Raw genomic sequence first — 26,380 nt, 5'->3', positions numbered from 1 at the left:
CTTCTACTTCAATTGGGTGCATATTGTCACCGCCGCGCTAGAACGGGAGGTCTCCGTCGTCTTCCTCAATCGGTTCAAACTGCACTGACTGTCCCTGCGTTTTTACCTCATCGTCTGGTGTGTCGTTTGGATAATCTCTGTGGGGCTTAAATTTCGGAACTTTAAAGTTCTCATTTCTTACATCATCCACCGGGATGAATTTGAAAGGCTGGGCTTTCCATCCTTTTTTTCCGTTAACCGACCATTCTTCCAAACGGAACAAACATCCGACGATTTTTCCCTTGAGTTTTGACTCGTCCCAATCCCAGTGATACCCGTTATTGCTGTCCTCAATGGCATCTGTCATAGCTTTGAACTGCGATTTCGTCCACTCGTCTTTTTCGGTACCATCGTCTTTAAATATGTATTGTTTCAGAACACCTTTCCACTTTTTGTCTTCGGTGTTTTGCATTTTGAAATCTTTTTCATAAAAGTCCTTATATTCGCCTTCAATAATGTCCAGCGCCATTTCCAGTTTTTCAAAGGCCTGTCCATCGTTGTTGCTGTATTGAGCAACTTTTGCCCCCATAATTTTGACTACATATCCCCCGGCGGGAAGTTTTACTCGTTCCTGTGCGGCCTGTACCTTGTCCCAGTTATTTGGTTTGTTAATCATTTATTTTTCCTCACTTTCAAATTTCTAAAATTCAGACAGAGCTTCCAAAACTTTGCCCATATCGTTGTCAATTTCAAATGTTTCAAATGCGCCCATAGGGCTTTTGGCAGTGCTGTTTTTGGCCTGAGTTTCAAATACATAGCGTCCGTCTTCGGTCCGTTTAGCCAGTAAAACAGTGCCAAAAAGAGACTCCAGCACAACTTTCTCCAGTTTGCGTCCGTTGGTTTTGATGCGGGTGAAAGTATAGCCCAAATCGTCCCGAATCGTCTCGCTGTGCATCGCCACAATGACGGTAATATCCTCCCGTAGAGTTGCCGCAGTTTCACAAATATTCCAGACGTACTGTGTCAGGTCAATCCACTTTCCAAAGCCATCTTTATCGTTCATAGCTTTGATTTCTTTGTCTACCATACAGGTATTTAGTGTATCAATCACAATAGTGCTGATATCTGTCCGTTTCTCACTTACACCTAATAGGATTTGGCTGATTTTCGGTAGATCCCGACCGGAGAAAAAATTCTTCTTTTCTGAGTTGTACTGACTTCTCCATCCCTTCCAAGCAAGTCCTTTTTTGTCGCAATCAATGTAGTATGTACTATCAGGATTTAACGTTCTCATAGAAGTGGTCTTACCAGAACCGGATTCTCCCATGACACAAATCATTCTACTCATAGAGCATTCTCCTAATCTACGTCAAAAGTAGCCGGCTTTGCTATGGTACTGATACAATCAATGATCTCGCCCGTTGATTTTCTCATAACCATTCCATCTACAACTTGTAAATCCTTCTTCATTTCTGCCCAATTAACTTTTTGCTCTATCTTTAAATATTCTGGGGCTAGATTTACAACGTATTTTAGCAACTCAGATTCATTTTTTTGATAATCTATCTTTGGAAGCTTCCTAATTAGTTTCCCGTTTGGAAGTTCCAAAGACATCTGGGTTTTAGTAATCTTTGCTGGGGCTGTATCCAGATAATCATTTAGCTTAATAAGCAAAAAAGATGTTTTGCTGTCACATTTGCTTTTTGCCTCGTCGATTTTTGCTTTTAAGGATTCTATTCTTTGCTCTGCGGCTTGAATAAATAGATCGCGCCTCGCACGTTCTTCTTTAATTTTTTCCAATGCCCAATCAGCCTTATTAGCACTATCAATAACAAATTCGTCTTGATTTTCCTCTTCGTCTTCGATATACAGCCTTTCCATATAGTCAGTCATTGACTTTTTCCTCGCTTTCTGTTAAAATACTGGTGTTATAATGTCTTTTGCGCCTAGTCCGAGTTCCCGCTCGACTGGGCGCGTTTGTTTTATTTTGCATCATCTGATTCACCTAACCTAATTTTTGCCAACTCAATGGTTGCCTGATAGCATTTACCATAGAAACTATCCCCATGAGTTTGATTAACTTTTTGAGAAAACTCATCTAAGGTTCCATAAAAGCATCCGCAAGCTACCTTAATCTCTTTGTTCTTTGACTTAAAAAATGTGGTGGTACCATTACGAGATCCGATACAGCTGATCCAAAAGACACTTGATTTTGTAGCGACCCATGCATCGCCCCAGACCCGTGCATCTCCGCAGACCCATGCATCGCCCCAGACCTGTGCATTGCCCCAGACCCGTGCATCGCCATAGACCCGTGCATCGCCATAGACCTGTGCATTTCCATAGACCCGTGCATTTCCATAGACCCGTGCATCGCCGCAGACCCGTGCATTGCCATAGACCTGTGCATTTCCATAGACCCGTGCATCGCCATAGACCCGTGCATCGCCATAGACCTGTGCATTTCCATAGACCCGTGCATCGCCGCAGACCCGTGCATTGCCATCGTGCGATAAGTTTTTATCGCTCTCTACAAACCCGCCTATATCTCCAATCTTTACATCGCCAAATGAAATAAGGGCCTTGATACGGTACAGCGTTTTTCCTAAAAAATATTTTGTCTCCGATATAAGTTCATATTTTTTCTGTCCCATATGTATCCCCGCCTTTCATATATTCTTTGATTTCAGTCCAATTCAGTATCAAGGCCCCTATCGCCAGCATCCCGACTACTATCGTCAGAGCGGCTATGAGCTGCAATGGCTTGTCCGCATCGAAAATGGAGAAACCTACAAAAGCCAGTACGATAAACGCGCTTGCGGCCCATTCTCGCGGGCTCAGGCGGTCTTTAGAGTGCTTCATCGTTTCACTTCCTATCATTTTGTATTTAATTTTTGAATATATCCTTTCCTGTCGTTTTGTGGTACGGTTATGGGGGAAAGGAGGTGTAAATATGGAATCTATATTTGACACAGTAAATAGCCTTCAACAAAAAACTGACTATTTTCAAAAAGACCCATTATCTGTTCCACCAGACGGAATTACGCTACCTTCAAAATTTTTAACTTCATTTAAGGAATACCAATATGCAGACTATCAGTATGAATGTATCAAAGAAGAAATAGAATCGTTCCAGAACAGTCTTGATGATGAACATGAAATTGCTATCCAGCTGGCGAGTTTTGGACAATCTATTTTGATGCTAGTGTCTGACATAGGTTACGTAAATCCAAACCTTATGTTATTCTATGGCACAGTTAACGGAAGGTCATCTCAACTTATTCAGCATGTCAATCAATTGAATTTTATGTTGCAAGCTATTCCCAAAGAAGACCCTAATAAACCTGCTAGAAGGATTGGTTTCGCGACGTCCAATGAAGATTAAGAGTGTCTATTGCAATTGCTGTCGATACCAAGCGATATATCATCTCTACTGTTCCAGCAGTGGGGATGTTTTCGCTTTTAAGCAGTCCCTCTGCCTTTTCCAAGCATCCATTTCCTACCTGTTCCCACAGATTAATGTTTGTTTCATTCATCCTCTTTTCCTCCTTTCTTTGCTTTTAACCAGTTCCGTAGGATTTTTACCATTAAAGCGTTTTTGGACATTTCCCTTTTTTCTGCCTCCAATATAAGAGCAGTGTTTAAGTCCATCGGTATTCTGAGACCCGTCCTCTTTCTAGGTGCTCTCATTTTGTTGTCACCTCCTATATCACATTATAAGGTGTTGTCACTTTGTTGTCAATACGTTTTCTTTATTTTTTTTTGTGATATTATAGTGGTGCCAACATGACAACACAAAGGAGCGATTAAAATGCCTTCAAATTTACCTCAGTTTACTATTCGTATTGACCCATTGCTTTTAAAAAAATTCCGTTATGTAGCTGAATCAAATGCAAGGTCAGCAAATCGAGAGGCCGAAACACTTATTAAAGAACACGTCGAAAACTACGAGCGCCAACATGGTACTATCACTTTTGATGACTAAGCCATTGTCTGAATATTTTAATTACTAAAGCATTAAAACTCATTTCTCTCTTATCCGCCTCGTGCCTGAGCTTGTCCATTAATTCAGGATCGAGGCGGATTGTCGTTTGCTCCCGTTCCATTTTGCTCATGATTTTTCTCCTTCCCTTTTTCCAGTTGGTCGTTTAGCCACTTTAAAAATTCGCTTACGATGCACACAATGGGGCTCCTTTCTTTTGTTTTTTTGTGGGTGGAGTTAATTCTTTTTCTTATCTGGAAAATAGATTGGAATATCTTCAATTGGAATATCAAGTATCCTGCACAGCTCGTACACTTCCCAGATGTTGAAAGCGTAAACTTCCTGCATACGGTCGCTTATGTACTGCCCAGAGTGGCCGAGTATTTTTCCCAAATCTGCTTGGGTAATCTCTGCCTCAAAAAGCTTTGATCTCAACCGGTTCATTGGTCGCATGGTGTCACCTCCTACGAAAATGTATTTTGTGAGTGAATATACCTTTTTCTGTCAATTTGTGGTATACTGTCCAGAAAAGGAGTGGTATTCTGTGACTGAAACAATTGCTGTTGCCTTAATTACTGCCGTTTCTGGTATTGCCGGTGTCGCTGTCGGTGCTTTATTTGCATTTCTGACCGCAAAGTCAACACGAAAAAACGAGTATGAAAAACTTCTCTATGAAAAGCGACTTCAAGCCTATCAGGAGTTCTCAACAGCTTGCGGAGAATATTTAAAAGCTACAGACAACGCAGAACTTTATGCCAATCTGCTAGTTTCAACTCAAAAAGTTTACCTGGTTGCCGGCGAAGAGACCTACAGCTACATCTCTATCATTTCACTCCTTCTGAGAGACGCTTCTCCGAAAGAACCTGTTTCCCAAGAATTTAAGGATACCTACCATAAACTTCTGAATTCCTTTCGGATGGATCTCTCATCTTACAAAGGTAAATAACTCACGGCGCCCAGCCAAAACCATACACCAGTATGAAATATGTCGTAATCCCGCAAAGCGCACCGTAAACCAACCCAACTGGCAACACCAGGAAGACCATGAATTTCAAAATGTCCATCAAATTTTCTAGCCAACTGCACAGCTTTTGGAAAGACTTTCTTTCCCACCATCTGATTTTTTGGGGTTTTACTAGAAGCATCTGCGCATAAAATTCTTTCTCTGTCATCTGCATGCCTCCTTCCCCCACCATTTCTTTATAGAATTGGTGGTTAATTTTTTTGTTCTACCAGCGGCAAGATGCCGTGGGATTTCAGTAGTTCATAGATAAACAGCCGGCCTTTTTGCGTCCAATATGTATGGAGCTTACTGTGCTGCATTCCATCGTCTCCGCTGTAAGTATGCGTTTTAGATCGGGTATAACCCTTGTCCGCATATTTGTCGTAAAGAAGCCATACCCCGCCCTGTTTAAACTGAACGCTAAGCGTATGCAACAAGTCATTGAGCCACATGGCGCTTTTGCCATAGTCTTTTGCAATCTGGCTTGTTGAAATAGCGTCTTTGGTCTGCAAAACTACATCGTAATAGCTGGCCTTGGGGTTAAGTTCTGCGATAATTTGCTTCTGCTGGGCATTTTCGTCTTGCAGGAGCATTATTTTTTTGTCTGCGATTTTAAGTGCCCGGGCCATGACCTTTTCAGGACTGTTCCAATCTTTTTCAAGCTGGATGAAATACTGTCTTGCCTGTTTCCCTTTTTCGTTGCGTTGGAGCATACAGATTTCTTTTGCCATTTCGATGGTGAGTTGGGCGTCCTGCGCTGGACGGCCTCCGGTACTTTCGCTCAAAAATGAGCAGAAGTCTGTTCCCTCTAAAAATCCATATTCGCGCATACGTGGAAACCAATCTTTGTATGCTGTTTTTACTTCCAAAAACTCGTGCAGTTCTCTGGCTAACACTGTAGGCCGGTCGTTGTCATAATTGACCTTGATTAAATCGTTCATTTAGTCCTCCTTTTCTGTTTTTTTCTTGTTTTGTGTTTCAGAATGTGTTATTATGCTTCATGTACCAGCATATTAAGAAAGGTGGCTTTAAATTTGGATATTCAGGTAATTTGGTCGAAAGTTATGTCGCACTGGTCAGATGTTTTATCATCAATAGCTTTATTCATCTCTATTGGGGCTTTAATCATAAGCTATTTAGGTTATCGGCACAGAAAATTTATTTTAAAAAGTAGCATTATTGGAGATGAATCTTTTATCGTAGACCCAATAAGCACTATGAGTGGAAATCAATGTTCTGTGCTTCTTTGCATAATGTTGGAAAACAATTCTGAAGTTCCCATTACCGTCAGAGATATAGTCATATACGATTCAAAAAAGCCTTTTGTTATTTCACCCGAGCCAATGGGATATAACCTTATCGTTCCCGATGGAGAAGGACAGCATTTTTGGAATCCAAATTCGACTATAACTAGATTGCCTCTCAGAATAGAAAGTTATGGATACATGAAAGCATATCTCGTTTTTCCAAGTTCTTTTTGCGTTATGGAAGGAGATTATCAACCTGTACATTTTAAAGTAATGACAGCTCGTGGAAACAAAAAATTAAAAATAATGTTGTCTACGCCACAAGGTAGAGCAAAATGGTTTGATGGAGTAGGATTACACGAAGAAAATGATATTTAACTAAGCAATCAACTCTTAAAGCAAACTTTAACTTTTACGTATCAATATAATTGAAACAATCAGCGCTAATAAGGAAACTGATAACGATATAATTGGAAATATCGGCATATTTTTCCTCCTTCCCCTACCGCCATTTCTTGATAGATTTGGCGGTTTTTTATGTACTAATTCTTCTGGTCGTCTGAGAAGCCAAACAAAGTATTTGGTGTTTCGTCGAGCGCCTCACAAATTGGAGACACATACTCTTCTCTTAAAAGCTTTCTGCCTCGTAATATAGCATTGAAAACTTTTGGATCAAACCCAGCTGCTCTGGCAACTGCGGATTGATTCATCTTTTTTTTGCGCATAATTTCATACACCCTATCCGAAAAGTTCACTTTAATCACCTCCTTGATTGACAAGTTTCTTTGCAATTATTATTTTATAACAAGTTTCTTTTATTGTCAATACCTTTTTCAAAGATTCTTTTATTTTTTTCTTGACTTGCAAAGAATAATAGCATATTATAAATGCAGAGGTGATAAAAATGAGCTTTAGCACAAGACTAAAAGAGCGAAGAGAATACTTAAATATGAGTCGCGCGGAATTAGCTTCAAAAATTGGAGTTACACAAGCAGCTATTGGAAACTACGAAAATGGCATTAGTTCGCCTAAAGAAGAAATTCTATATAGAATATTTGATGCCTTAGCTGTAGAACCAAATTACCTTTGGCAAGATGAAATGAAAAAGAGTTCCTTACCCTTTACCGTTTCTTATCCCGAACAAAGCCTCATAAAAAAATACCGCGCCCTCGATACCCATGGGAAGGATATCGTAGACACGGTATTAGAAAAAGAATATGAACGGATACAGCAAGACGAAGACCTGGTAGGAATCTCGCTTGTGGCCCGCTCCGGTAAAAATGAGATAATTAAAGTTACCCGAAAAGAGTTAGAGGAAATAAATAAGATTCTGGATGAGTATGAGGCCGATCCGGATGAAGAGGCCGACAAATTATAACATATGGCTTTCTATGTAAGGTCGAAATTGCTCCAATACCTCCATTTCCAACGGAGACAGACCGTAGCAGGATTTGTGCTGTTCTCTTTCGTTGATTAATTTCAGACGGTTAAACCGGAATTGTGCCGCCGTTTCACTGATGTCACACAGCCTGGCTATGTCTTTGGCATCGTTTATCCTTAATGATTTTAATACGCACAATGGAGCCATTAATCGAGAGGCAAACACATTCGCCTGTTGCTCTAAAGGATTATCTTTCGACGAAGGTTCCCTGTTGATAGCGGTGATATGTATGCCGTCTTTAGGAACGTGCCCTAAGAGGATATGCCCCAGCTCGTGCGCAACAGTGAAGCGATTACGCTGGATGCTACAATGTTCATTAAAGAGGATGGTGTACCGCCCATCTATGCCTAGCGTAAAGCCATCTATTTCCAAGGTTTTATGTTCAAGCTGATGTCTTTTCAACAGCTTTTTTGCTTTTTCATAAGATCGTACCTGTATACCAAGCTTACGGCATATTGCCGATACCTTGATGGGCAGTTCGGTAAAGCCCATATCTAAAATAATCTTCCAAGCCAAATCTCTGGAAATTTTGTACTCTTCATAATCCATAATATCCTCTATCCTCCATTCGCTCGGTGATGCAAATGGAATATTTAAGAATTTTAGTTGAAATATTATGCTTTATATTATAATATTAATCCAAAATATTTAGTGTGTAAAGTGGTAAATTATGGTAATTATCTGGATACTTAATGCTCTATTGTCGAATTATGGATTATTTAACGTTATTTCGTAATGTTTTATCAAAATAACTCAAAATTTGTTATTAAATAGTTTTAGATAAATATGAACAAGCTACCTGGACTTATTCCGGGCGGCGGAAAGGAGATTCTCAGACATGGGCAGACGTACTAACACTGCTGTGTGGCTCGAAAAATATAATCGTTGGCAGATAAATGTACAAAAAGACGGTGTGAGACGTACCTTTACTAGTTCTAAGCCAGGACGTGCCGGGCAGCGTGAAGCCAATAAAAAAGCAGATGACTGGTTGGATGATAATATTGATTTGACCTCAACGAGGGTTTCCGTACTCTTTGATAAATATGTAGAAATGTTGAAACTAACTACTTCCGAATCAAATTGGGGAAAAATTGAATCCATGGGTCGTGTCTGGTTTAAGCCTGCCATCGGACATAAAAAAATAGTTTCCTTAACTGAGCAGGATTTTCAAAATATTCTTAATAAAGCATATAGTAAGGGACTATCCAAAAAGACGCTACTAAATATGAAGTCAACTATTACTAGCTTTATGAAGTTCTGCCGAAAAAACAAAGTGACAACGGCATTTTTTGAAGACTTGACCATTCCCAAGGGGGCAAGGACAAAAGAAAAACAAATACTTCAACCGAAAGATTTAGAAACGCTTTTTTCAACAGATACTACCATTTTGAATGGTAAGCGCAAATTTGATGATTATATATACGCCTACCGTTTCGAAGTGCTAACGGGGTTACGTCCCGGTGAACTAATTGGGTTACGCTGGTCTGATATACAAGACGATATGATATACGTCTCTCGATCAATCAATATTCGTGGAGAAGAAACAAAGGGGAAAAACGAAAATGCAATTAGACACTTTGCTCTAACTCCAACTGCCAAAAAGGTATTAGAAGCGCAAAAATCCATATCAAGTAGCGAATCGGTATTTGATATCAGCAATATGCAGCACTACTATAAGCGATGGAAAAAATATTGCCGTGCAAATGGCCTGCCTGAACTCTCATTATATGAAATCAGGCACACATTCGTTTCTATTGCAAAAAATTTATCTGATGGACAGGTCAAACCTCTTGTAGGGCATTCTGTTAATATGGATACCTTTGGAATTTATGGGCATGAGTTGAACGGCGAATTGCAGAAAACAGCTTCCGATCTTGAGTCTATTTTTGAGAGTATTTTGGGCTAAAAAATAACACACTTTGTAACACACTTTTATTTCTAAAACGTGTTTTTTGAGTCTAATTTATATGATTAAGAAATCTATAAAGCCCATAGTTATGGGGATTTTTGACGCAAATAAATCTTTAATAGATAGATGTTTATTGGTTCGATTCCCGTCATCCGCTCCATTATTATCCCCGTAAGCAAAGCGCTTGCGGGGATTTGCTTTTTCTGAATAACATACTTAAATTTTAATTGTTTTTAACAACAAAAGCCGAGGCCTCCCGCCCCGGCTCTCTTCATATCCTCCGCAAAAAACCAAAAGCCGCAAGAATGTGCGCACATTCTCACGGCTCTCAGTTGGTCACTTCCGGCTTTTGTACTGTTGGTCCCTACAGTTTTATCACAATAAGATTATATCACATCTCCGCAGCGATTGCAAGTAAAAAATCGCCCGGAAGAGCACCACAAGAATGCTCCTCCGGGCTTTTCGTTTGAGACAAACAATAAGCGGGGCCGAGGATACATCATCCTCGGCTCTTTCACTTTTTACGCCGCCAGCCAATTTAAAAATTCCTCATTTGTGTAAGTAAACTCGATATCCACCGGCGCGCCGTTTTGGATAATAAACTCGGTCAGGCCGTAGTCGGTCCCGTTGTCCGCCCAATCATAGGTATACCCGAGCCGGGTCCAAGGATAGGCGGAATCAAAATAAGACCAAACGATATTACCATCAAACCACTCTTTGAAGTCAACGTCACCATTTTCCGGCCAGCTCACTTCCATCTCATCCTTGGTGATATCGGTCTGATATGCCGGGCGGAGCAAATCCTCCGGGGAGACCCAGAATGCCGTAAAGTGAGTATATTCCTTCTCCTCCGGGAGGCCGATGAGCTGCTTGAGGCGCAGGTTCCAGTCTTTGACGCCATCCTTGTTCTTCTGATACCAAGCCTTGATTTCTTTGTCCGTGAAGGTCCAAACCTCACCGTACTGAAGGGTAATGGATTCACCATTAGGGTAACTTTCCGGGTAACGGTGCCAGGAAAGCATCAGCACCTTATCTCCCGCATCATTCCAGGTTACCATATCGTCGTCCGGCGTCACGCAGACAAGGGGCATTACTTCGCCGCTATCCGCCTCTACTGCATCCTCTACAGCGGCCTGGTAAAGCTGCCTTGTTGTGACAGGTGTACCGCTGACGGGGGCCGCCTCAGGACGGGGCAGAAACCATCCCAAAAAAGAAATTGCCACGGCAGCCACCATAACTACCGACGCTGTAAGCGCGCTAAACCGTTTTTTCAGCCAAAATTCTTTCATCATAACCTCCAGATCGGGTAAAATTCGCAATTCAAAATCTACCATAATTTTTGGCAGAACTGCCAATTATTTTTCATTCTACCACATATCTCGGTTTTTAGAAAGAAAAAATTCTTCTTTCTCCAATAGTGGAACTTCGTTTTCCCATTTTATTGGACGCTTTTCCCACAGACTTTTACAGAAAGTTTGATAATCGGTGCATAATTCAGCCATCCTTTCAAAATAATTGGAAAACGGACTGAGCCTCTGCGACAATCTTTGCACAGGAGATTTCCTATAATATGAACTGTTGGACCATCCATTCGGACAACCTGATCTGGGCGATTGGAAAAACACGAAGGATGGTTGTGGCAGCAGAAGTACTGCCGAAGGACATAAAAAGAAAGGTCGTTGCAGCATGAAAATTCCTTCTCTGGCGGCAGCCAAACAAAAACTTTTGGACGAATCGTTTGTCCAGGGCGCAAAATACGGGTTCACCGGAATTTTCGCCTTTCTGGCATCCAATGTAAAACTGTTGGGGAGCCTCTCTCCCTTTGGCGTGGCCCTGTCTATGGCTCTCCCCGCTCAATACTCGGTGGCGTCAATTATGGGGGCGCTGGCAGGATATAGCCTTTTTGGAAATTTTGCGGAAAACCTCCCCTATCTGATTGCATTGCTGGCAGTCATGGGGCTGAAGTTCGCTATTGCAGGCATTCCGAGGCTCCGAAGCAACCCCGCCGTTCTCTGTACCGCCTCAGCAGCGATGCTGGCTGTCTGCCTCATCATCCGCAACGCCCTGTTCGACAAGGGAACTATTGACCTTATCTTCTGCCTCTGTGAAAGCGTGTTGGGCGGGGCGCTGACCTATTTTGCCTTCCACGCGTCAAAAATCGTCCTCGGCCGGAAAAAAATTTCCGAGGGTGGGCTTATCGAACGGGCAAGCTTGGCCGTTGTCGTGCTGGTCGGATTGTTAGGCACCTGCCAAATTGAATTTTTTGTGTTTAATTTAGGGCGGATTTTGGCAGCCCTTGCTCTGCTCATCATCGCCAACCGGAGAGGAGCCACAGCCGGAGCTGTCTGCGGCCTGGCCTCAGCGGCGGTGCTGGCTTTGTATTCCCCGGAGTTTGCGGTAAGCGGTGGCATCTTCGCCCTGGCGGCTATGCTGTCTGGTTATTTCGCCATATTTGGGAAACTCACTCAGACCGCTTTTTTTATCCTCATTCACACCATCGGAATTCTCATCGTGGGAGCCGATTCCGCGGCCATAACCAGCGCTTTTGACCTGTTGCTGGCCTCGGCCCTCTTCATGGCCATGCCCCAGAAGCTACTCCAAAAAGTCCCCGCTCCGGTCGACGCAAATCGCAGCAAAACCATGCAGGAAACCGGGCGCACCTCAATGAAGCTTCAATTTGCGTCCAAAACGCTGGACGATATGCAGCAGGCGGTGGAGGCGGTGTCGGAAAAGCTGCGCCAGACCGGCGTCAACGACATTTCTTCTGTCTACGACCGGACAGTGGACCAGGTTTGCCGCCGGTGCGGACTCAAAATGTTCTGCTGGGAAACCACCTATAGCCAGACTATGGACGCTTTTCAAAAATTCACCCCCGTTCTGAAAGAAAACGGAAAAGTCACCAAGGAAGATTTGGCCGTCCACTTTACCACCCAATGCGCCAAGCCGGAGGAAATCCTTCGCACTGTCAACGGCTACTACCACGAATACCTCTCGAAAGGAAACGCAGCCCGCAAGGTATTGGAGGCAAAGCAGGTTGCGACAGAGCAGTTTGAAGGCATCGCGGACATGCTCTCGGAAATGAGCGAGGAAATCTCAGAAGTCACCCTCCTGAATCCCAAGCTCACCCAAAAGGCTCGAGATATCCTCATCGAAGTAGGCGAATCCCCCAACGAAGTTTACTGTATCTTAGACCAATACGACCGGATGCGGGTGGAAATCTATCAGGAAAATCCGCTCAAAGTGGACGCGCGCATCGTCACCGAACAGCTCAGCGAGGCGCTGGACCGGCAGTTTGACTTCCCAAGTGTTGTCACAGTGGATGATATGACGAAAATCTCCTTTTTCGAGCAGGCCCAGTACACGCTCCAGTTCGGAGTAAGCCAATTGAATTCCGGCAGCAACAAGGTCTCCGGCGACTGCTATGAGTACTTTACCGACAGCCGGGGCTTTGCCCATCTGATTCTCAGCGACGGCATGGGAAGCGGCGGAAGGGCCGCTATCGATTCCATCATGACCTGCAACTTCGTGCTGAAGCTCCTGAAAGCCGGATTTGGGTTTGACGCCGCCCTCAAGCTCATCAACAGCGCCCTGCTGGTCAAGGCGGGGGACGAATCCTTGGCTACACTGGACATCGGATGCATCGACCTCTACACCGGAAATGCCGAATTTCTAAAGGCGGGGGCCGCCTGCTCCTTTGTCACCAGAAACGGCAAAACCGTCATGGTGGACGGCAGTTCCCTTCCCATGGGCATTTTGCAGGGCATTTCCTATGACAAGCGGCAAATCAAGCTACAGGACGGCGATCTGATCGTCATGGTCACGGACGGAGCCATCTCCATTACCCCTGAATGGCTCCAGGAGGAAATTACCATGCTGGCGGGCTCTCCCCCGCGGGAGATCGCCACAAAGCTCGCCTCCCTGGCCCGGCACCGGGGCGACATTCCCGGCGACGACATCACCGTGCTGGCGGCGCGGATGGTACGGGTGAACTGATCAAAAACCGGCTTTCTCTATAGGAAAGCCGGTTTTTATAAAGATTTTCATCGAGATGATTGGTTGGTTCCACGAGGGCATTTGGACTCAGTGCAGGTTTTGCATATGTCCTCTGGTGTTCCTTCTAAACAACACATCATATAATTACATTCATCGCAGCAGCATTCTATCAAAATTCCATTATCGTCAATATGTTCTCCATTTCCCGGACAATCTACTCCTCCATTGCCAGGTATTAATTGAACTTTGGTAACATCAATTATCATATTGTGCCTCCTAAAATTTACATATAGACTAATACATTATATAATGTATTAGTCTATATGTAAAGAGCAAAATAAGGATATTATCTTATCAAAACATCAGTTTTGGAGAGATATCTTATGATTAAATTAAATGCACTGAAAATATTGGAACAAAACGGGAAAACAAAGTATTGGTTATACAAGCAATTGGGAATGAGTTATCAAAATTTCAGCAAAATGATTAACAACGAAACGAAATCCATCCGCTATGAAAATATCGAAGCATTATGTTACCTGTTAAACTGTACCCCAAACGAACTTTTTGAAATAACTGATGGGTAAAAATCGAAAAAACACCGGAAGGAACCAGCCTTCCGGTGTTTTTGAATGCTTGAATTTATGGGAACTGCTTTTAATCAACCGAGTTTGCCGGGGGCGCTTTGTTGACGTAAACCTCAATGGTGCCGCCGGTTTGGGTGTTGTACTTGCTCCCCACCATATGGTCGGTTCCTACCACGTACCCCTCGGGATAAGAGCTGTCCCAGCGATACAGGATGGTGTACTTAATGCCCAGTTCATCCAGTTTGGCCGTGTACTCCGCCTGAGTCTTTTTCTCATACGGTGGAATCAGCACTGTAGAGGAGCCTTTGCTGACCTTGAACTTGATGGACATAGTTTTTTCAAACTCTGTCCCCTCCGACACGCTTTGGTAAGTAATGGTGCCTTCAGGATACTGCTCATCATAGACATATTCCGGCGGATCGAAAATGTAGAGCTTTTGATTCTCGGGATTTCCCGTCACTGTCTTGTAGTCCTGCCCCACAAAGTTTGCCACCTTGTGCATCTGCTTGCTCTCTGATGACTCCGAACTCTCTTCAGAGCTCTGTGAAGAACTGCTTTCGCTCTCCGAACGATCGGAAGAGCTGTGAAATTCGGATTCTCCCCGGAAGGGATCGTTTTCCGACATGGAATCCACGATGGATGTAGTATCCCCCTCCGGCTCTTTGTGCCGGTCTTTTCCGAACAAAAACCAAAATGTAAAAATCAAAATCACCAGCAGAATGGGTAGTGTAATACCCATACTCCAGAGGATCAGCCTTTTGTTGCCACCATCTTTTTCCTCTTTTTCTTCCTGTTTCCGCTCGGCTTCCATAGGAATCCGTGGCAAGGTAGAAGTGGGCCGCCGAGAGGGTGGCTGAGCCCGCATGGAAACGGTGGGGGCATCGCTGCCGACAGCGCCTTTCTGGAAGGGACCGCCGATTTTTGCCAGCAGTTCCTCGACATTCTGAATGCGTTCAGTGGTGGACAGGGAAAGCCCTTGTATGATGGCCTGAGAAACCCGTGGCGGGACCGTCTCGTTGCGCTCCCGGGGAGGCAGCAGCGGTCTCGAATTGGAACGAATCAAAGCTTCCGGCGGAGCCGCTGCCGTCACACAGGTATAGAGCAGCGCGCAGACTGCGTAAACATCGGTCCAAGGACCGTGAGGGCTCACGGCGGAATACTGTTCCGGTGCAGAAAATCCGGGAAAAAGCTCGGCGACTAACTCGGTGCGGGCGGCGCGGACAGCGCTGATGGCAAAGCCATCCAGCTTAACCATCTTGCTTCGGCTTAAAATCACGCTGTCGGTGCTGATACCGCGGTGGATAAGGCCCTCCTCGTGGACAATGGCAAGGGTTTTGACCAGAGGAAGTAGCAAATCAGAGGTCTCCGTCCAGGTGAGCATTACGTCTCTCTTTTCCAGATAGGTTTTGAGGGAAATGCCTTCCACGAATTCCAAGATCGAATAGACGGTGTTGTTTTGATAGCAGATTGCGAATACTTGAGTAATACAGGTCAGCGTCCGCATACGAGAAAGTTTTTCAGCGATTTCGATAAAATCGCTCATGTACGCTTTGAACTGAATTTGACGGCCGTTGTTGACCGCAACCGATTTTCCGTCTTCACCGCGGGTAACCAAAGTGTCAGGAAAATATTCGTGAACCTTGACCTTTCGTTCGCCGATGACGTCATAACCGATATATGTGACGCTTTCGCCGTTATAGGACAGCACCTTGCCGACGACATAGCGGTTGTTGATAACAGTACGCGGAGCCAGATAGGAAGGAAAACGGGGAGATGTATCCGAATATCCGCAAAATGGACAAACCTCTTCTTCGCCTTTGTCCCTCATGCATCCCATGCACAAATTCTCATTCAAGCCTGTCACCTCCTAATTTCCGCAAAGCCGCGGATGAAGACTGTCGCTCTTTCGCATAAACGCCCATTTTTATTACGATTGGACAGCATCTTCTGTGAAGCTATCATGGAGTTGCTCTATTGCTGTCGGAGCACTGGCTCCGTAAAAAAATCACACTTACTGGCAAAAAGGTTTCAAACCCTGCCGTTATGAAGAATTTTTCCTTTTAGTACATAGTAATTTTATCACGATAAGATAAATTTTTGGCAATTGTATTTATTACGGATATATTATAATAAATTCCGCTGACAATGTCAACGGAATTCATTTTTCGTCTTATTCCCACACCAAAGAAAACTTCAATACCTTTCTAAGCAGCGTGATTCCGCTGTTTTTTACAAATTCAGTTTTCTATGGAGAATCTCTCACGTATCTGCAAGGCTAAATATATGCCGCCTTACTGAATGTTATGCTGAATTTTCGCCGCGGTGACGGTGTTCTGCATCAAGGTGGCGATGGTCATGGGGCCCACGCCGCCGGGAACAGGAGTGATGTATCCAGCGATGTCTTTGACTGCCTCAAAATCCACGTCGCCGCAGAGCTTGCCGTTCTCGTCCCGGTTCATGCCCACGTCGATGACCACGGCTCCCTCTTTGACCATATCAGCAGTGACGAATTTTGCACGTCCAACGGCAGCTACCAGAATATCAGCATTTTTGCAGATTTCGGGGAGATTTTTGGTCTTAGAATGGCAGATGGTCACTGTGCCGTTACGGTGGAGGAGCAGCATTGCCATAGGCTTGCCGACGATGTTGCTGCGGCCGATAACGACGCAGTTTTTGCCGGCGATGTCCACTCCGGTGGAATCAATAAGCTCCATACATCCGGATGGGGTACATGGCAGGAAATCAAAGTCGCCGATCATGATTTTGCCCACGTTGACCGCGTGGAAGGCATCCACGTCCTTTTCCGGCGAAATAGCAGCGATAACCTTGTGGTCGTCGATCTGCTTCGGTACCGGAAGCTGCACCAAAATCCCATTGACTTTAGGATCCCGGTTTAGTTCATCCACCAAAGCCAACAGTTCTTCCTCGGTGGTTTCCTCCGGGAGGGCGTATTCATATGATTCTATGCCGCAGCGGGCGCAGGCCTTCTTTTTGTTGTTGACGTAAACCCTGGAAGCTGGGTCCTGGCCCACGATAACTACCGCGAGACCAACAGTCACTCCATTCTCTTTGAGAGCGGCTACCTGCCCGCTGACTCGATCCTTCACCTGTTCTGAAATTTGTTTTCCGTCGATTCGTTTACTCATCGGTGTTGTCCTCCCCTGTAGTGTCGTCGTTACTGTCCGCAGTGTCTTCTGCAGGATCGGTATCGCTTTCCAGCTCTTTGATCTCTGTCGCCGATTCATCTGAAGTGGAATCAGCGGCAGGTTCCTCGGTCAGTGTAGCATTGCCGGTTTTCTTGTTCTTTTTCTTTGCCTGTTTTTCCTCGTAGGCCGCCACTTCATTTTGATAGGCCTCGGTTTTAACGTAGAGCTTCAGGTAATTCTCGTCGTGGGCCCGTTTGATCTTGGAGCGAACTGCCAACCAGACAATCACAGCGACAACCACTAAGATAAAAGCAAGCAGCTGGGAAACACGGATGCTCCCAAGGAGCAGGCTGTCGGTACGAAGGCCCTCGATGACGCCGCGACCCAAGCCATACCAGGCGGTGTACATCAAAAAGAGCTCACCGTCGAATTTGCGGTGCTTGCTGTATAAGAAAAGCAGCAAGAAGCCCAGAGCGCACCAGAGGGACTCATAAAGGAAACAGGGGTGAACCGACGCCAGTGCGTCTACGGTAACCCCCAGCTTACTGAGCGTCTCCACATTGGCGGAATTACTGAGATAGGAGGTGACCCGTTCGCCGGTCATACCCCAAGGGAGGCTGGTGTTGGAGCCGAACGCCTCCACATTGACGAAATTGCCCCAGCGCCCGATGGCCTGTCCGATGAGAAAACCCATACAGGCGATGTCGAGGACCGGAAGCAGCTTCATTTTGCGGAGCTTGACGATGAGGGCCCCCACCAAAATCGCGCCGATGAGTCCACCGTAAATTGCCATGCCGCCTTCCCAAGTCTTGATGATAGAGCCCAAATCGTTCTTGAAGGTATCCCAACTGAAAGCAACGTAGTAAAGCCGCGCGCCGACGATACCGCCGACGACGCCGCCCAGCACCACGTCAATGAGCTTGTCGGGGATGACACCGAATTTTTTGCATTGGCTCAGGGCAAAAGCCATGGCCAGCAGGATTCCAAGGGTAATGAGGATTCCGTACCAGGTAACCGATAGATTTCCGATCTGAAACGCCACCCGGTTCAGGTGGAAGGTGAGGCCAAGGCCGGGGAATTCAACTGTGTTCAATTGTTTCACGTCCTGTTCGTATAAATTTTGTCAGGGAATTATTTCTGGTTTGGGTAAACGATGGAAAGGGACTGGCAGACCTCATCGAAATCCGAGGCGAAGCGTTTTTCAACATCGGAAAAGGCAGTGTCGGCAATAACTTCCATCATGTCGAACAGCCCTACGTCCATCATCTCGTAGGAAAGCATAGCAGTCGCTGTGTTCTCCGCATCGTTGATGCCTTTAAGTGCCTTGCCGTAAAGGGCGTTGCGGCAGGAGAGGAAATCCTCCTCCGAAAGTCCGCTCTGCTTCTTTTCGGCAATCATTTTATTAAAAGCCGCCAAAACCGCCCTCGGATCTTTTGACTCGCCGCCCAGCATAGTAGCCAGGAATCCGCGCCCGCCGAACACTTCGGTGCCGAAGTTTGCGTTTAATAAGCCCTCCCGGTACATTTCGTTGTAGAAATCGGAGGTGGGCCCTGCCAAAACGTCCAAAAGGATTTCCAGTTCAATCTGCTGCTTGAGCCCGTCCATCGCCCCATCAGCAGGTTCCACCTTGTAGCCGAAATAGAACAGCGGAATCGCCACATCCAGGTTTTGAACCACTTCTTTTTTGTTTGCCTCCCGGGGCTCGTCGTAGCCTTTTCGTTCAATGGAAACGGGCTTCGATTCCTTGAGTCCGTCTACAATGATGTTTTCTGCAGTCTCCGGATCGAAATTCCCCGCCACGGCGATGACCATATTGGAGAGGTTATAGAAGGTATGGTAACAGCGGTATAGAAGATCCGCGTCGATTTTGGCAATACTCTCCACCGTCCCGGCGATGTCCACCTTGACCGCGTTGTTGACGTACAGCCCTTCCAGCAAATTGAACATGACTCGCCAGCTGGGGAGGTCCTCATACATCCGGATCTCCTGCCCGATAATCCCCTGCTCTTTCTCCACCGTCTGCTGGGTAAAGTAGGGGGCCTGTACGAAGGTGACAAGAGCCTTTAACGACTCCTCAAAGTTGTCAGCACAGGAAAAGAGGTAACAGGTCTTGTCAAAGGAGGTAAAGGCGTTGGCCTCCGCTCCGGTCTTGGCAAAAAGGGTGAATGCGTCCCCGTCTTCGCTCTCGAAAAGCTTGTGCTCCAAAAAATGAGCGATGCCGTCGGGCACCGTAACGAAATCAGCGTCGTCCCCAGTCTTGAAGCAGTTGTCTACCGAGCCGTATTTGGTGCCAAAGAGGGCGTAGGCGGTAGAAAACCCCTTCATGGGATAAAGCAAAATGGTGAGCCCCGACTCGTGCTCCATGCGGATATACTGCTCATGGATACGTGGGCTTTGAACCACGGTTTTTTTCATCAGCAATTCCTTCCTTTCTACCGCTTCACGTTCTCGCCGGTGAGCAGGTAAACGGTGTGTAGGCGGATATGCTTGGCCGCCTCTATGATTTCGTGTTTTTGAACCTTGGCGATGGCTTCGCTCTGTTCTTCCGGTGTGCCGCTGAGGCCTAAAACCGTCTGCGTCAGGTAGTAAAGCTCCATGGAATAGGCGCTCTCGCCCATGGAGCGAAAGCTGTTCTGGAGGCTTAACGACGCAAACTCCATGTCGGTGTCGGTAAAATCCCCATCACAAACCGCCTGAAGCTGCTCCAAAATGGCTTCTTTGGCCTCGTCAATCTTATCGTGCTCTACGCCGCTGTCAATCATCATAATGCCCTTAGTCCGGTCAAACCGGGCGGCGCAGTAGTAGCACAGGCTCTTTTTCTCTCGCACGTTGAGGAAAAGTTTGGAAGTCGGGGTGCCGCCCAGAATTGCAACTGCCATCCGCATGGGATTTAATAGCGTACTGTCCGGCTTAACATCGGTTTTGAACCCCAGACAGAGTTTCGATTGGGTCACATTAAACCGCTCAATGACGTTTTTCACCTCTCCGGAACCGATTTGGATCTCCGTCTCTGCAAAATCAGCCGGATGGCGTGTCAAGCCGGCAAATGCCTTTTTACACACCTCTTTGGCACAGGAAGGATCTCCCATGCCTACATGAAGGATTTCCACCGTCGCCTCGTCGATGATGCGGCGGTATGCGGCGGCGGTTTCTTCCGCTGTGATAGCTTTGACTCCCTCTACAGTACCGAACCGATCCTCCCCAAAAGCCTCGCCCTCGAACATGAGAGAAACAGTTTTCATTAGGGCATACCGGCGTTTGTCGTTGATTTCCGACTCAATGGTGTCGATGAGGTACTGTTTTTGGAGCATGAGCGTTTTTTCGTCAAACAGGCCTTTCTTCATAGCTGGACGGAGAAGCATTCCCATGAGAACTTCAGCGCTTTCCTTTAATAACAGCTCACCACTTAAGGCGTAGTTGTCGTCGATGACAGACATCATCAGCGTCAAGACAGCTTTGTCCCCTATTTTCGATATGGAGCTTCCCGCAGACGCACCGTACATCAAATTGAGCTTTTTGGAAAAAGCCTGAAAAGTCGGATAGTCCTCATATCCTTTTTCCAGAATCATGGGGACTAATGCATTTCCTGTCATAGTTTCTCTGCGCAGCGGCAGGATTAGGTTGACAGCAAGAAGATTGGTTTTATATCGCTCATCCCGGACGCTACCGAAATAGACGTGATCGCCTATAGGCTCCCGCAAAAATGTTTCCTTCATTCTAAGAATCATATCCTTTCAAAGACTTCCTAAAAAGGATGCCAAACAATATTCGAATAAGGCTGTTGCTCAAATGTTTGTAATAGTCATCCACAAAAAAGTGTTGCTCTGCAAAATTTTCACCATCAGTTTACTATTTGTGGATATTATATCATAAATTCAGTGGACGAAATCAACGATAGCGGGCATGGCCCAACAAAAGTCTTAGCCTTTTGTGAATTATGATACAATGCTCTCACATCTCCCGCGGTAGCGGGACAAAAACTCCTTTTAGGCGCTTTGCAAACAGCTTCGTTATTTGCTTGTGAGGTTATTATACCATATCCGCAAATTCCGCAGGAATTTGTAGGCGGGTTTACCCACCGTAGTTCTGCTTTGGCAGAACCGGATAATGATAAAATAAACGCAATGTCAAATCACCTTGTTTTGGCAAGCCGCATTTATGCGACCGAAGGTTTTCACAGAAAACCTTCGTTGATTGTGTTTATTATACCATAATATGGACGAAAAATTAAGAAGATTTCCTGAATATTTGTTGCCAACAGTTTTATCATATAAAAAAGAGCGGATCGTCATTATATAAATTGTAGCAAACCTTAAAATATCATCTCTGTCCTTTTAAATTTTATGGATTATCTTCCCAAACGGTTGACGAGTGGATCGAAAACAACTATACTGAAAATCGGAAAAAGAATTACGACTATTGTAACAGGAGGTATCCCTATGGCAGTATTAGTAACGGGCGGAGCCGGGTACATCGGTTCTCACACCTGCGTAGAACTCTTAAATGAAGGAGAAGAAGTGGTCATCGTTGACAACTTTGTAAACTCAAAGCCAGAAGCTTTAAACCGCATCCGGGAAATCACTGGAAAAGATTTTAAATTCTATGAAGTCGACCTGCTGGATAAAGAAAGTCTGGAAAAAGTCTTCCAGCAAAATGAAATCGACGCTGTCATCCACTTTGCTGGCCTGAAAGCGGTGGGCGAGAGCGTGTCAAAACCTCTTCTTTATTATCACAACAACATCACCGGCACATTAATTCTCTGTGAGCTGATGGAGCAATATGGTGTGAAAAGGCTGGTATTCAGTTCTTCCGCTACCGTTTATGGCGCGCCAAAATCGGTGCCTATCCGGGAGGATTTTCCTCTGTCCACCACCAATCCTTACGGCTCTACCAAGCTGATGATTGAAGACATCCTCCGCGACCTGTATGTGGCTGATAAAGACTGGTCCATCGCCCTGCTGCGGTACTTTAACCCCATTGGCGCTCATAAAAGCGGCCGCATCGGAGAAGATCCTAATGGTATTCCCAACAACCTGCTCCCCTATATTGCTCAAGTCGCTTCCGGGAAACTCGAGTGTCTATCAGTCTACGGAAACGACTACGACACCATAGACGGGACCGGCGTCCGCGATTATATTCATGTAGTGGATCTGGCACTGGGTCACTTGAAAGCATTGGCCAAAGTCCGTAAAGACAAGGGAGTAGATGCTTACAATCTGGGAACCGGCACCGGATATTCCGTCCTCCAGATGGTAGAGGCCTTCGAAAAAGCCAGCGGAAAAAAAGTCAACTACAAAATTGCCCCCCGCCGTCCCGGCGATATCGCCGAATGCTACGCCGATCCCGCTAAGGCCAAAGAAGTCTTGGGCTGGCAGGCGCAGAGAGGCGTAGAAGAGATGTGTATAGATTCCTGGAACTTTACTGCTAAAAATCCCAACGGACTATAAATTGAATTTTGTCACAAAGAACCCCCGGATGAGACATCTCATCCGGGGGATTTTAACATTTTTATTTACTCTGTTTTATCTAGAGACAAAACAGCGGCCGCCTCCGCAGGAGTCTGCACGTACACCTCTCTATCCAGCAGATAACTTAACACATAGTCCCATTCCTTAATAGAAAATTCCTCAGGACCCATCCTTTCAAGGAGTGCCTGTATTTTTTGGAGGTTTTGTGCGCATTTCAAATCCGACAGATAACTGCAGCCCAATTTCAGGGCCAGCTCATCCAGCAAATCAGTCTTCATCTTTTTTCCTCCTGGCAAGGCCATCCAAAAAGTACACTTTGTGAAAATTTTGTACATAACTAGTTTTTTCTTGTCCCATTTATAGTTATTATAACATTTGCCCATTTTTTCCTATAAATTGACAATGTTTTAGGAAAGTGTTATAATATTTTCAATCTAAAAAAATCCATGGCTCCTTTAATGACACATAAAAATGTCAATTTTTATGTGTACTTTTTGAAACAAAATAATACAATTATTTTAGAAAACATGTGCATAAATAGCTCAATTATTTATTAAAATTACAATATTAAAATCCTTATTTTTCCAATATTTTTGATTTTCGGTATAAAGTTGTCACCGAAAAGCCCAGCAAACGAGCTGCTTCCTGTGCTGTATACTTCCCCTCCCTCCAACTGGAACAAATATCTTCAAATTCATCCGGTATCGGCAACTCTGGGCGCCCAAATTTCACACCCCGCAGTTTTGCGGCCTGAATTCCTTCTGCTTGTCTACGGCGAATATTTTCCCGTTCGTTTTCCGCTACAAAGGAAAGAAGCTGTAATACCAAATCGCTGATAAATGTTCCCAATAGGTCTTTTCCCCGACGGGTATCCAGCAGGGGCATATCCATGATGTATACGTCTACCCCTTTATCTCGGGTAATTTTTTTCCATTCATCTAAAATTTCCTCATAGTTTCTTCCCAGGCGATCAATGCTCTTCATGACGAGCAGATCGCCTTCTTTTAATTTCCGCAGCATTTTCTGATAAGCGGGACGATCAAAATCCTTTCCGCTCTGCTTGTCTACAAATATTTGTTTCGGTGGGACGCCGAATTGGGCCAGTGCCAAAAGCTGACGGTCCTCGTTTTGATCTTTACTGGATACTCGCGCATAACCGTATGTCATCTCTACCCTCTCCTTAAAAAAACTACAGTGGATATTCTACCCTTTTTGCTTGGATTTTTAAAAGATAGGTTGTAAAATATCCATCTGAGCGGTCATCATAGTAAAATTGTGCAGTTTCTTGTGAAAAAAACATCTTGTATTTCGATAAAATTCACGGTACACTGAGTTTACTATAATATGCGGCGGATAACGAAAAATTTTTCCGCCAACAGAGAGGAAGTTTTCGATGAAGATTACCTTTGATAAAACACGTCAGATTTTTCATCTGCAGACCCAAAACGTTTCCTATGTGATGAAGGTGGCTTTTGACCGATATTTGCTCCATCTCTACTGGGGAAAACGGGTTCAAAACGGAGCGTACCTCGACTATCTCATGGAGGAAATGAATCAGAGGCTGTCTTTTTATCCCGTTGCGCCTAAAACCCAAAACTTCTGTCTCGGCACGGCTCCTCAGGAAGTGCCTACCTACGGCAGCGGCGATTACCGAGGGCCTGCAATAGAATGCCGATTAGCAAACGGTTCGGAAATTCTAGCCCTATGGTACAAGGATTATAAAATTATAAAAGGCAAACCATCCCTCCCAGGACTTCCCTCGACTTACGTGGAAGAGAAAGAGGAAGCCTTGACGCTTCAAGTGACCCTCCATGATGATGCGGCCAACTTGGACGTGATTTTGAACTACTCGATTTTTGAGGGCAGTGATGCCATTGTACGCAGCACTCAGGTAGTCAACTGTGGCTGTGATAATGTGATTTTAGACCGGGTGTTTTCCTTCAACGTTGACTTGCCTCAATCCGCGAATTACCGTTTTTTGCAGCTGGCGGGAAACTGGGGCAATGAACGCAATATCTGTACTACCCCGCTCCGTCAAGGGACACAGTCTATCGAGAGTACCAGAGGAGCCAGCTCCCATTTTGAAAACCCCTTTCTTGCCTTGTTGGCCCCTGGTACCGATGAACAGCAGGGAGAGGTTTTCGGTTTTAGTTTGGTCTATTCGGGCAGCTTTCGAATGAGCACCGAACTGGACATGCTGGACTTTGCACGGGTTCAGGGAGGCATCCATCCCCAGAATTTTAGTTGGAAGCTCTGTCCAGGGGAATCTTTTACCGCTCCGGAAGCAGTACTTACGTTTTCCGACCAAGGCTTGAATGCTATGTCCCACATTTATCATGAGCTTTATCAGAAAAGACTCTGCCGCGGGAAATTTCGGGATCAGGAGCGCCCTGTTCTCATCAACAGCTGGGAAGCCGCCTACTTTGATATCACCGAGGAAAAGCTGCTGAAGCTGGCAAAAGAGGCAGCTAATTTGGGAATCGAACTGTTCGTTATGGATGACGGATGGTTTGGTAAGCGCGACAACGACCGCTGCTCCCTGGGAGACTGGGTGGTAGACGAAAGAAAGCTGCCTGGCGGAATCCAAGGAATCACCGATAAGATGAAGTCGCTGGGCATTCAGTTTGGTCTATGGGTAGAACCGGAGATGGTTTCCCCTGACAGCGACCTGTTTAGGGCCCATCCTGACTGGTGCCTCCATGTTCCTCAGAGGGAATCGTCCCAGGGGCGGCAGCAGCTGGTGCTGGACCTCTCTCGGGACGATGTCTGCGATTACGTGATCGACGCTATGACTAATGTTTTCGGAAGCGCCGATCTGAGCTATGTCAAATGGGACTACAACCGAAACCTGTCGGAAATAGGTTCTGCTGCTCTTCCTGCTGACCAACAGGGTGAAACCGCCCACCGATACATTCTGGGGCTGTATCGAATTATGGAAGCCCTGGTCACCCGCTTCCCGGATATTCTGTTTGAAAGCTGTTCCGGCGGCGGGGGACGGTTTGACCCCGGCATGCTCTACTACATGCCTCAGGTCTGGACCAGCGATAATAGCGACGCCATCGCCCGCACCAAAATTCAGTATGGCACGAGCCTCGTATATCCCATCAGCACTATGGGTGCCCATGTGTCCGCTGTACCTAACCATCAGCTCCATCGGACGACACCTTTGGACACCCGCGCCAATGTGGCTTATTTTGGGGCGTTCGGCTACGAGCTGGAGCTGCTCCAGCTTTCGGATGAAGAAAAGGACGAAATCAAAAAACAGGTTGCTTTTTACAAGGAAATACGCGGTCTCGTCCAATTTGGAGACTTCTACCGGCTGGTCAACCCTTTCGACGCAGGGACCGCCGCCTGGATGTCCGTCTCGAAAGCTAAGGACCAAGCTTTCGCCGTATACGTGTATCATCTTATTCATTTGGAGCAGCCCAATTACCGGTTGAAACTCCAGGGACTCGATCCAGAGGCGTTGTACAAAGTCGAAGGAAATGAAAAAACATTAACACTGCCGGGAGACATCCTCATGAACGCCGGTATTTTAGTACCCAGACCCAAAAAGGATTTTGAGAGCCATTGCTATCATCTGAAAAAGGTTGTAGAATAACAAAACATTTTATATTATAAATAC

Annotated in this window: 29 protein-coding genes; 9 read left to right on the top strand and 20 right to left on the bottom strand. The window is 45.4% G+C overall.

Translation table 11 applies throughout. From position 1 onward, the window contains the following. Positions 1-37: 37 nt before the first annotated feature. The 5 genes from H8710_RS02205 to H8710_RS02185 all read right to left on the bottom strand — a co-directional run bounded on the left by H8710_RS02205 (position 38) and on the right by H8710_RS02185 (position 2,841). A complete protein-coding gene (locus H8710_RS02205; protein WP_249293769.1) occupies positions 38-655 on the bottom strand; it encodes a hypothetical protein in 618 nt (205 codons plus the stop codon). Positions 656-679: 24 nt separating this feature from the next. Continuing rightward, a complete protein-coding gene (locus H8710_RS02200; RefSeq protein WP_249293768.1) occupies positions 680-1,327 on the bottom strand; it encodes an AAA family ATPase in 648 nt (215 codons plus the stop codon). Between the two features lie 11 nt (positions 1,328-1,338). Continuing rightward, a complete protein-coding gene (locus H8710_RS02195; protein WP_249293767.1) occupies positions 1,339-1,872 on the bottom strand; it encodes a host-nuclease inhibitor Gam family protein in 534 nt (177 codons plus the stop codon). Positions 1,873-1,961: 89 nt separating this feature from the next. Next, positions 1,962-2,633, bottom strand: a complete 672-nt coding sequence (locus H8710_RS02190; RefSeq protein ID WP_249293766.1) for a bactofilin family protein — start codon at positions 2,631-2,633, stop codon at positions 1,962-1,964. Beyond that, complete coding sequence (locus tag H8710_RS02185) at positions 2,614-2,841, bottom strand: hypothetical protein (protein ID WP_249293765.1); 228 nt, start codon at positions 2,839-2,841, stop codon at positions 2,614-2,616. Before H8710_RS02185 ends, H8710_RS02190 begins: the two co-directional genes overlap by 20 nt. Positions 2,842-2,932: 91 nt before the next feature. Here H8710_RS02185 and H8710_RS02180 point away from each other — a divergent pair, with 91 nt between their 5' ends. Further along, positions 2,933-3,364: a DUF6173 family protein gene (locus tag H8710_RS02180; RefSeq protein ID WP_249293764.1), complete on the top strand. Its 432-nt coding sequence runs from the start codon at positions 2,933-2,935 to the stop codon at positions 3,362-3,364. Between the two features lie 143 nt (positions 3,365-3,507). On the opposite strand, the gene H8710_RS02175 is transcribed toward H8710_RS02180, so the two are convergent. From H8710_RS02175 to H8710_RS02160, 3 genes are all read right to left on the bottom strand, one after another. Then, the gene (locus tag H8710_RS02175; protein WP_249293763.1) at positions 3,508-3,669 is read right to left on the bottom strand and encodes a hypothetical protein; all 162 of its coding nucleotides are present in this window, start codon (positions 3,667-3,669) and stop codon (positions 3,508-3,510) included. 278 nt (positions 3,670-3,947) lie between these two features. Next, entirely contained in the window at positions 3,948-4,094 is a 147-nt protein-coding gene (locus H8710_RS02165; protein WP_249293761.1) for a ribbon-helix-helix protein, CopG family, read from the bottom strand. A 104-nt stretch (positions 4,095-4,198) separates the two neighbouring features. Further along, entirely contained in the window at positions 4,199-4,414 is a 216-nt protein-coding gene (locus H8710_RS02160; RefSeq protein WP_249293760.1) for a helix-turn-helix transcriptional regulator, read from the bottom strand. Between the two features lie 91 nt (positions 4,415-4,505). Between H8710_RS02160 and H8710_RS02155 the strand changes: the two genes are divergently transcribed. Then, complete coding sequence (locus H8710_RS02155; RefSeq protein ID WP_249293759.1) at positions 4,506-4,907, top strand: hypothetical protein; 402 nt, start codon at positions 4,506-4,508, stop codon at positions 4,905-4,907. Between the two features lies 1 nt (position 4,908). Here H8710_RS02155 and H8710_RS02150 read toward each other — a convergent pair whose 3' ends face one another. Beyond that, positions 4,909-5,133, bottom strand: coding sequence for a hypothetical protein (locus H8710_RS02150; protein ID WP_249293758.1), 225 nt, complete (start codon positions 5,131-5,133; stop codon positions 4,909-4,911). A 43-nt stretch (positions 5,134-5,176) separates the two neighbouring features. Continuing rightward, positions 5,177-5,905, bottom strand: coding sequence for a phage antirepressor KilAC domain-containing protein (locus H8710_RS02145; RefSeq protein ID WP_249293757.1), 729 nt, complete (start codon positions 5,903-5,905; stop codon positions 5,177-5,179). Between the two features lie 93 nt (positions 5,906-5,998). Here H8710_RS02145 and H8710_RS02140 point away from each other — a divergent pair, with 93 nt between their 5' ends. Further along, positions 5,999-6,589 (top strand): hypothetical protein, encoded by a 591-nt coding sequence (locus H8710_RS02140; RefSeq protein ID WP_249293756.1) that lies wholly within the window; start codon positions 5,999-6,001, stop codon positions 6,587-6,589. Between the two features lie 164 nt (positions 6,590-6,753). Here H8710_RS02140 and H8710_RS02135 read toward each other — a convergent pair whose 3' ends face one another. Next, positions 6,754-6,966, bottom strand: a complete 213-nt coding sequence (locus H8710_RS02135) for a helix-turn-helix domain-containing protein (RefSeq protein WP_249293755.1) — start codon at positions 6,964-6,966, stop codon at positions 6,754-6,756. A 149-nt stretch (positions 6,967-7,115) separates the two neighbouring features. Between H8710_RS02135 and H8710_RS02130 the strand changes: the two genes are divergently transcribed. Further along, a complete protein-coding gene (locus tag H8710_RS02130) occupies positions 7,116-7,589 on the top strand; it encodes a helix-turn-helix domain-containing protein (RefSeq protein WP_249293754.1) in 474 nt (157 codons plus the stop codon). Here the strand turns inward: H8710_RS02130 and H8710_RS02125 are convergent. After that, positions 7,584-8,201 carry an ImmA/IrrE family metallo-endopeptidase gene (locus tag H8710_RS02125; RefSeq protein WP_249293753.1) on the bottom strand — a complete coding sequence of 206 codons (618 nt, stop codon included), beginning with the start codon at positions 8,199-8,201 and terminating at the stop codon, positions 7,584-7,586. The genes H8710_RS02130 and H8710_RS02125 overlap by 6 nt on opposite strands. A gap of 289 nt (positions 8,202-8,490) precedes the next feature. On the opposite strand from H8710_RS02125, the gene H8710_RS02120 reads away from it, so the two are divergent. Further along, a complete protein-coding gene (locus H8710_RS02120) occupies positions 8,491-9,558 on the top strand; it encodes a tyrosine-type recombinase/integrase (protein ID WP_249293752.1) in 1,068 nt (355 codons plus the stop codon). Positions 9,559-10,082: 524 nt separating this feature from the next. Here H8710_RS02120 and H8710_RS02115 read toward each other — a convergent pair. Then, entirely contained in the window at positions 10,083-10,853 is a 771-nt protein-coding gene (locus H8710_RS02115) for a hypothetical protein (protein ID WP_249293751.1), read from the bottom strand. 394 nt (positions 10,854-11,247) lie between these two features. On the opposite strand from H8710_RS02115, the gene H8710_RS02110 reads away from it, so the two are divergent. Further along, positions 11,248-13,554, top strand: coding sequence for a SpoIIE family protein phosphatase (locus tag H8710_RS02110; protein ID WP_249293750.1), 2,307 nt, complete (start codon positions 11,248-11,250; stop codon positions 13,552-13,554). A gap of 383 nt (positions 13,555-13,937) precedes the next feature. After that, on the top strand, positions 13,938-14,141 hold the full coding sequence (locus tag H8710_RS13320; protein ID WP_283242745.1) for a helix-turn-helix domain-containing protein: 204 nt from the start codon (positions 13,938-13,940) through the stop codon (positions 14,139-14,141). Between the two features lie 70 nt (positions 14,142-14,211). Here H8710_RS13320 and H8710_RS02100 read toward each other — a convergent pair whose 3' ends face one another. From H8710_RS02100 to yfmF, 5 genes are all read right to left on the bottom strand, one after another. Beyond that, positions 14,212-15,996 carry a protein kinase domain-containing protein gene (locus H8710_RS02100; RefSeq protein ID WP_249293749.1) on the bottom strand — a complete coding sequence of 595 codons (1,785 nt, stop codon included), beginning with the start codon at positions 15,994-15,996 and terminating at the stop codon, positions 14,212-14,214. Between the two features lie 436 nt (positions 15,997-16,432). Beyond that, the gene (folD, locus tag H8710_RS02095) at positions 16,433-17,287 is read right to left on the bottom strand and encodes a bifunctional methylenetetrahydrofolate dehydrogenase/methenyltetrahydrofolate cyclohydrolase FolD (RefSeq protein WP_249293748.1); all 855 of its coding nucleotides are present in this window, start codon (positions 17,285-17,287) and stop codon (positions 16,433-16,435) included. Next, positions 17,280-18,389 carry a prolipoprotein diacylglyceryl transferase gene (gene lgt, locus H8710_RS02090; RefSeq protein WP_430413297.1) on the bottom strand — a complete coding sequence of 370 codons (1,110 nt, stop codon included), beginning with the start codon at positions 18,387-18,389 and terminating at the stop codon, positions 17,280-17,282. Before lgt ends, folD begins: the two co-directional genes overlap by 8 nt. Before the next feature lie 29 nt (positions 18,390-18,418). Then, entirely contained in the window at positions 18,419-19,702 is a 1,284-nt protein-coding gene (gene yfmH, locus H8710_RS02085) for an EF-P 5-aminopentanol modification-associated protein YfmH (RefSeq protein WP_249293746.1), read from the bottom strand. A gap of 17 nt (positions 19,703-19,719) precedes the next feature. Next, a complete protein-coding gene (gene yfmF, locus H8710_RS02080; protein ID WP_249293745.1) occupies positions 19,720-21,003 on the bottom strand; it encodes an EF-P 5-aminopentanol modification-associated protein YfmF in 1,284 nt (427 codons plus the stop codon). A gap of 723 nt (positions 21,004-21,726) precedes the next feature. On the opposite strand from yfmF, the gene galE reads away from it, so the two are divergent. Continuing rightward, positions 21,727-22,734: a UDP-glucose 4-epimerase GalE gene (gene galE, locus H8710_RS02075; RefSeq protein WP_249293744.1), complete on the top strand. Its 1,008-nt coding sequence runs from the start codon at positions 21,727-21,729 to the stop codon at positions 22,732-22,734. 65 nt (positions 22,735-22,799) lie between these two features. On the opposite strand, the gene H8710_RS02070 is transcribed toward galE, so the two are convergent. Continuing rightward, a complete protein-coding gene (locus tag H8710_RS02070; RefSeq protein WP_249293743.1) occupies positions 22,800-23,033 on the bottom strand; it encodes a hypothetical protein in 234 nt (77 codons plus the stop codon). A gap of 298 nt (positions 23,034-23,331) precedes the next feature. Continuing rightward, positions 23,332-23,922: a recombinase family protein gene (locus H8710_RS02065; RefSeq protein WP_249293742.1), complete on the bottom strand. Its 591-nt coding sequence runs from the start codon at positions 23,920-23,922 to the stop codon at positions 23,332-23,334. Positions 23,923-24,148: 226 nt separating this feature from the next. Between H8710_RS02065 and H8710_RS02060 the strand changes: the two genes are divergently transcribed. Further along, the gene (locus H8710_RS02060) at positions 24,149-26,356 is read left to right on the top strand and encodes an alpha-galactosidase (RefSeq protein ID WP_249293741.1); all 2,208 of its coding nucleotides are present in this window, start codon (positions 24,149-24,151) and stop codon (positions 26,354-26,356) included. Positions 26,357-26,380 lie beyond the last annotated feature (24 nt).

Origin of the sequence: Fumia xinanensis, assembly GCF_014384905.1 — a bacterium.
Taxonomy (GTDB): domain Bacteria; phylum Bacillota; class Clostridia; order Oscillospirales; family Ruminococcaceae; genus Fumia; species Fumia xinanensis.
This window is presented reverse-complemented; position numbering and strand designations above follow the sequence as displayed.

Coding starts and splice junctions, on each gene's coding strand:
- H8710_RS02205 (WP_249293769.1), bottom strand. CDS start 655: ATGATTAACAAACCAAATAACTGGGACAAGGTACAGGCCGCACAGGAA.
- H8710_RS02200 (WP_249293768.1), bottom strand. CDS start 1,327: ATGAGTAGAATGATTTGTGTCATGGGAGAATCCGGTTCTGGTAAGACC.
- H8710_RS02195 (WP_249293767.1), bottom strand. CDS start 1,872: ATGACTGACTATATGGAAAGGCTGTATATCGAAGACGAAGAGGAAAAT.
- H8710_RS02190 (WP_249293766.1), bottom strand. CDS start 2,633: ATGGGACAGAAAAAATATGAACTTATATCGGAGACAAAATATTTTTTA.
- H8710_RS02185 (WP_249293765.1), bottom strand. CDS start 2,841: ATGAAGCACTCTAAAGACCGCCTGAGCCCGCGAGAATGGGCCGCAAGC.
- H8710_RS02180 (WP_249293764.1), top strand. CDS start 2,933: ATGGAATCTATATTTGACACAGTAAATAGCCTTCAACAAAAAACTGAC.
- H8710_RS02175 (WP_249293763.1), bottom strand. CDS start 3,669: ATGAGAGCACCTAGAAAGAGGACGGGTCTCAGAATACCGATGGACTTA.
- H8710_RS02165 (WP_249293761.1), bottom strand. CDS start 4,094: ATGAGCAAAATGGAACGGGAGCAAACGACAATCCGCCTCGATCCTGAA.
- H8710_RS02160 (WP_249293760.1), bottom strand. CDS start 4,414: ATGCGACCAATGAACCGGTTGAGATCAAAGCTTTTTGAGGCAGAGATT.
- H8710_RS02150 (WP_249293758.1), bottom strand. CDS start 5,133: ATGACAGAGAAAGAATTTTATGCGCAGATGCTTCTAGTAAAACCCCAA.
- H8710_RS02145 (WP_249293757.1), bottom strand. CDS start 5,905: ATGAACGATTTAATCAAGGTCAATTATGACAACGACCGGCCTACAGTG.
- H8710_RS02130 (WP_249293754.1), top strand. CDS start 7,116: ATGAGCTTTAGCACAAGACTAAAAGAGCGAAGAGAATACTTAAATATG.
- H8710_RS02125 (WP_249293753.1), bottom strand. CDS start 8,201: ATGGATTATGAAGAGTACAAAATTTCCAGAGATTTGGCTTGGAAGATT.
- H8710_RS02120 (WP_249293752.1), top strand. CDS start 8,491: ATGGGCAGACGTACTAACACTGCTGTGTGGCTCGAAAAATATAATCGT.
- H8710_RS02115 (WP_249293751.1), bottom strand. CDS start 10,853: ATGATGAAAGAATTTTGGCTGAAAAAACGGTTTAGCGCGCTTACAGCG.
- H8710_RS02110 (WP_249293750.1), top strand. CDS start 11,248: ATGAAAATTCCTTCTCTGGCGGCAGCCAAACAAAAACTTTTGGACGAA.
- H8710_RS13320 (WP_283242745.1), top strand. CDS start 13,938: ATGATTAAATTAAATGCACTGAAAATATTGGAACAAAACGGGAAAACA.
- folD (WP_249293748.1), bottom strand. CDS start 17,287: ATGAGTAAACGAATCGACGGAAAACAAATTTCAGAACAGGTGAAGGAT.
- yfmH (WP_249293746.1), bottom strand. CDS start 19,702: ATGAAAAAAACCGTGGTTCAAAGCCCACGTATCCATGAGCAGTATATC.
- yfmF (WP_249293745.1), bottom strand. CDS start 21,003: ATGAAGGAAACATTTTTGCGGGAGCCTATAGGCGATCACGTCTATTTC.
- galE (WP_249293744.1), top strand. CDS start 21,727: ATGGCAGTATTAGTAACGGGCGGAGCCGGGTACATCGGTTCTCACACC.
- H8710_RS02070 (WP_249293743.1), bottom strand. CDS start 23,033: ATGAAGACTGATTTGCTGGATGAGCTGGCCCTGAAATTGGGCTGCAGT.
- H8710_RS02065 (WP_249293742.1), bottom strand. CDS start 23,922: ATGACATACGGTTATGCGCGAGTATCCAGTAAAGATCAAAACGAGGAC.
- H8710_RS02060 (WP_249293741.1), top strand. CDS start 24,149: ATGAAGATTACCTTTGATAAAACACGTCAGATTTTTCATCTGCAGACC.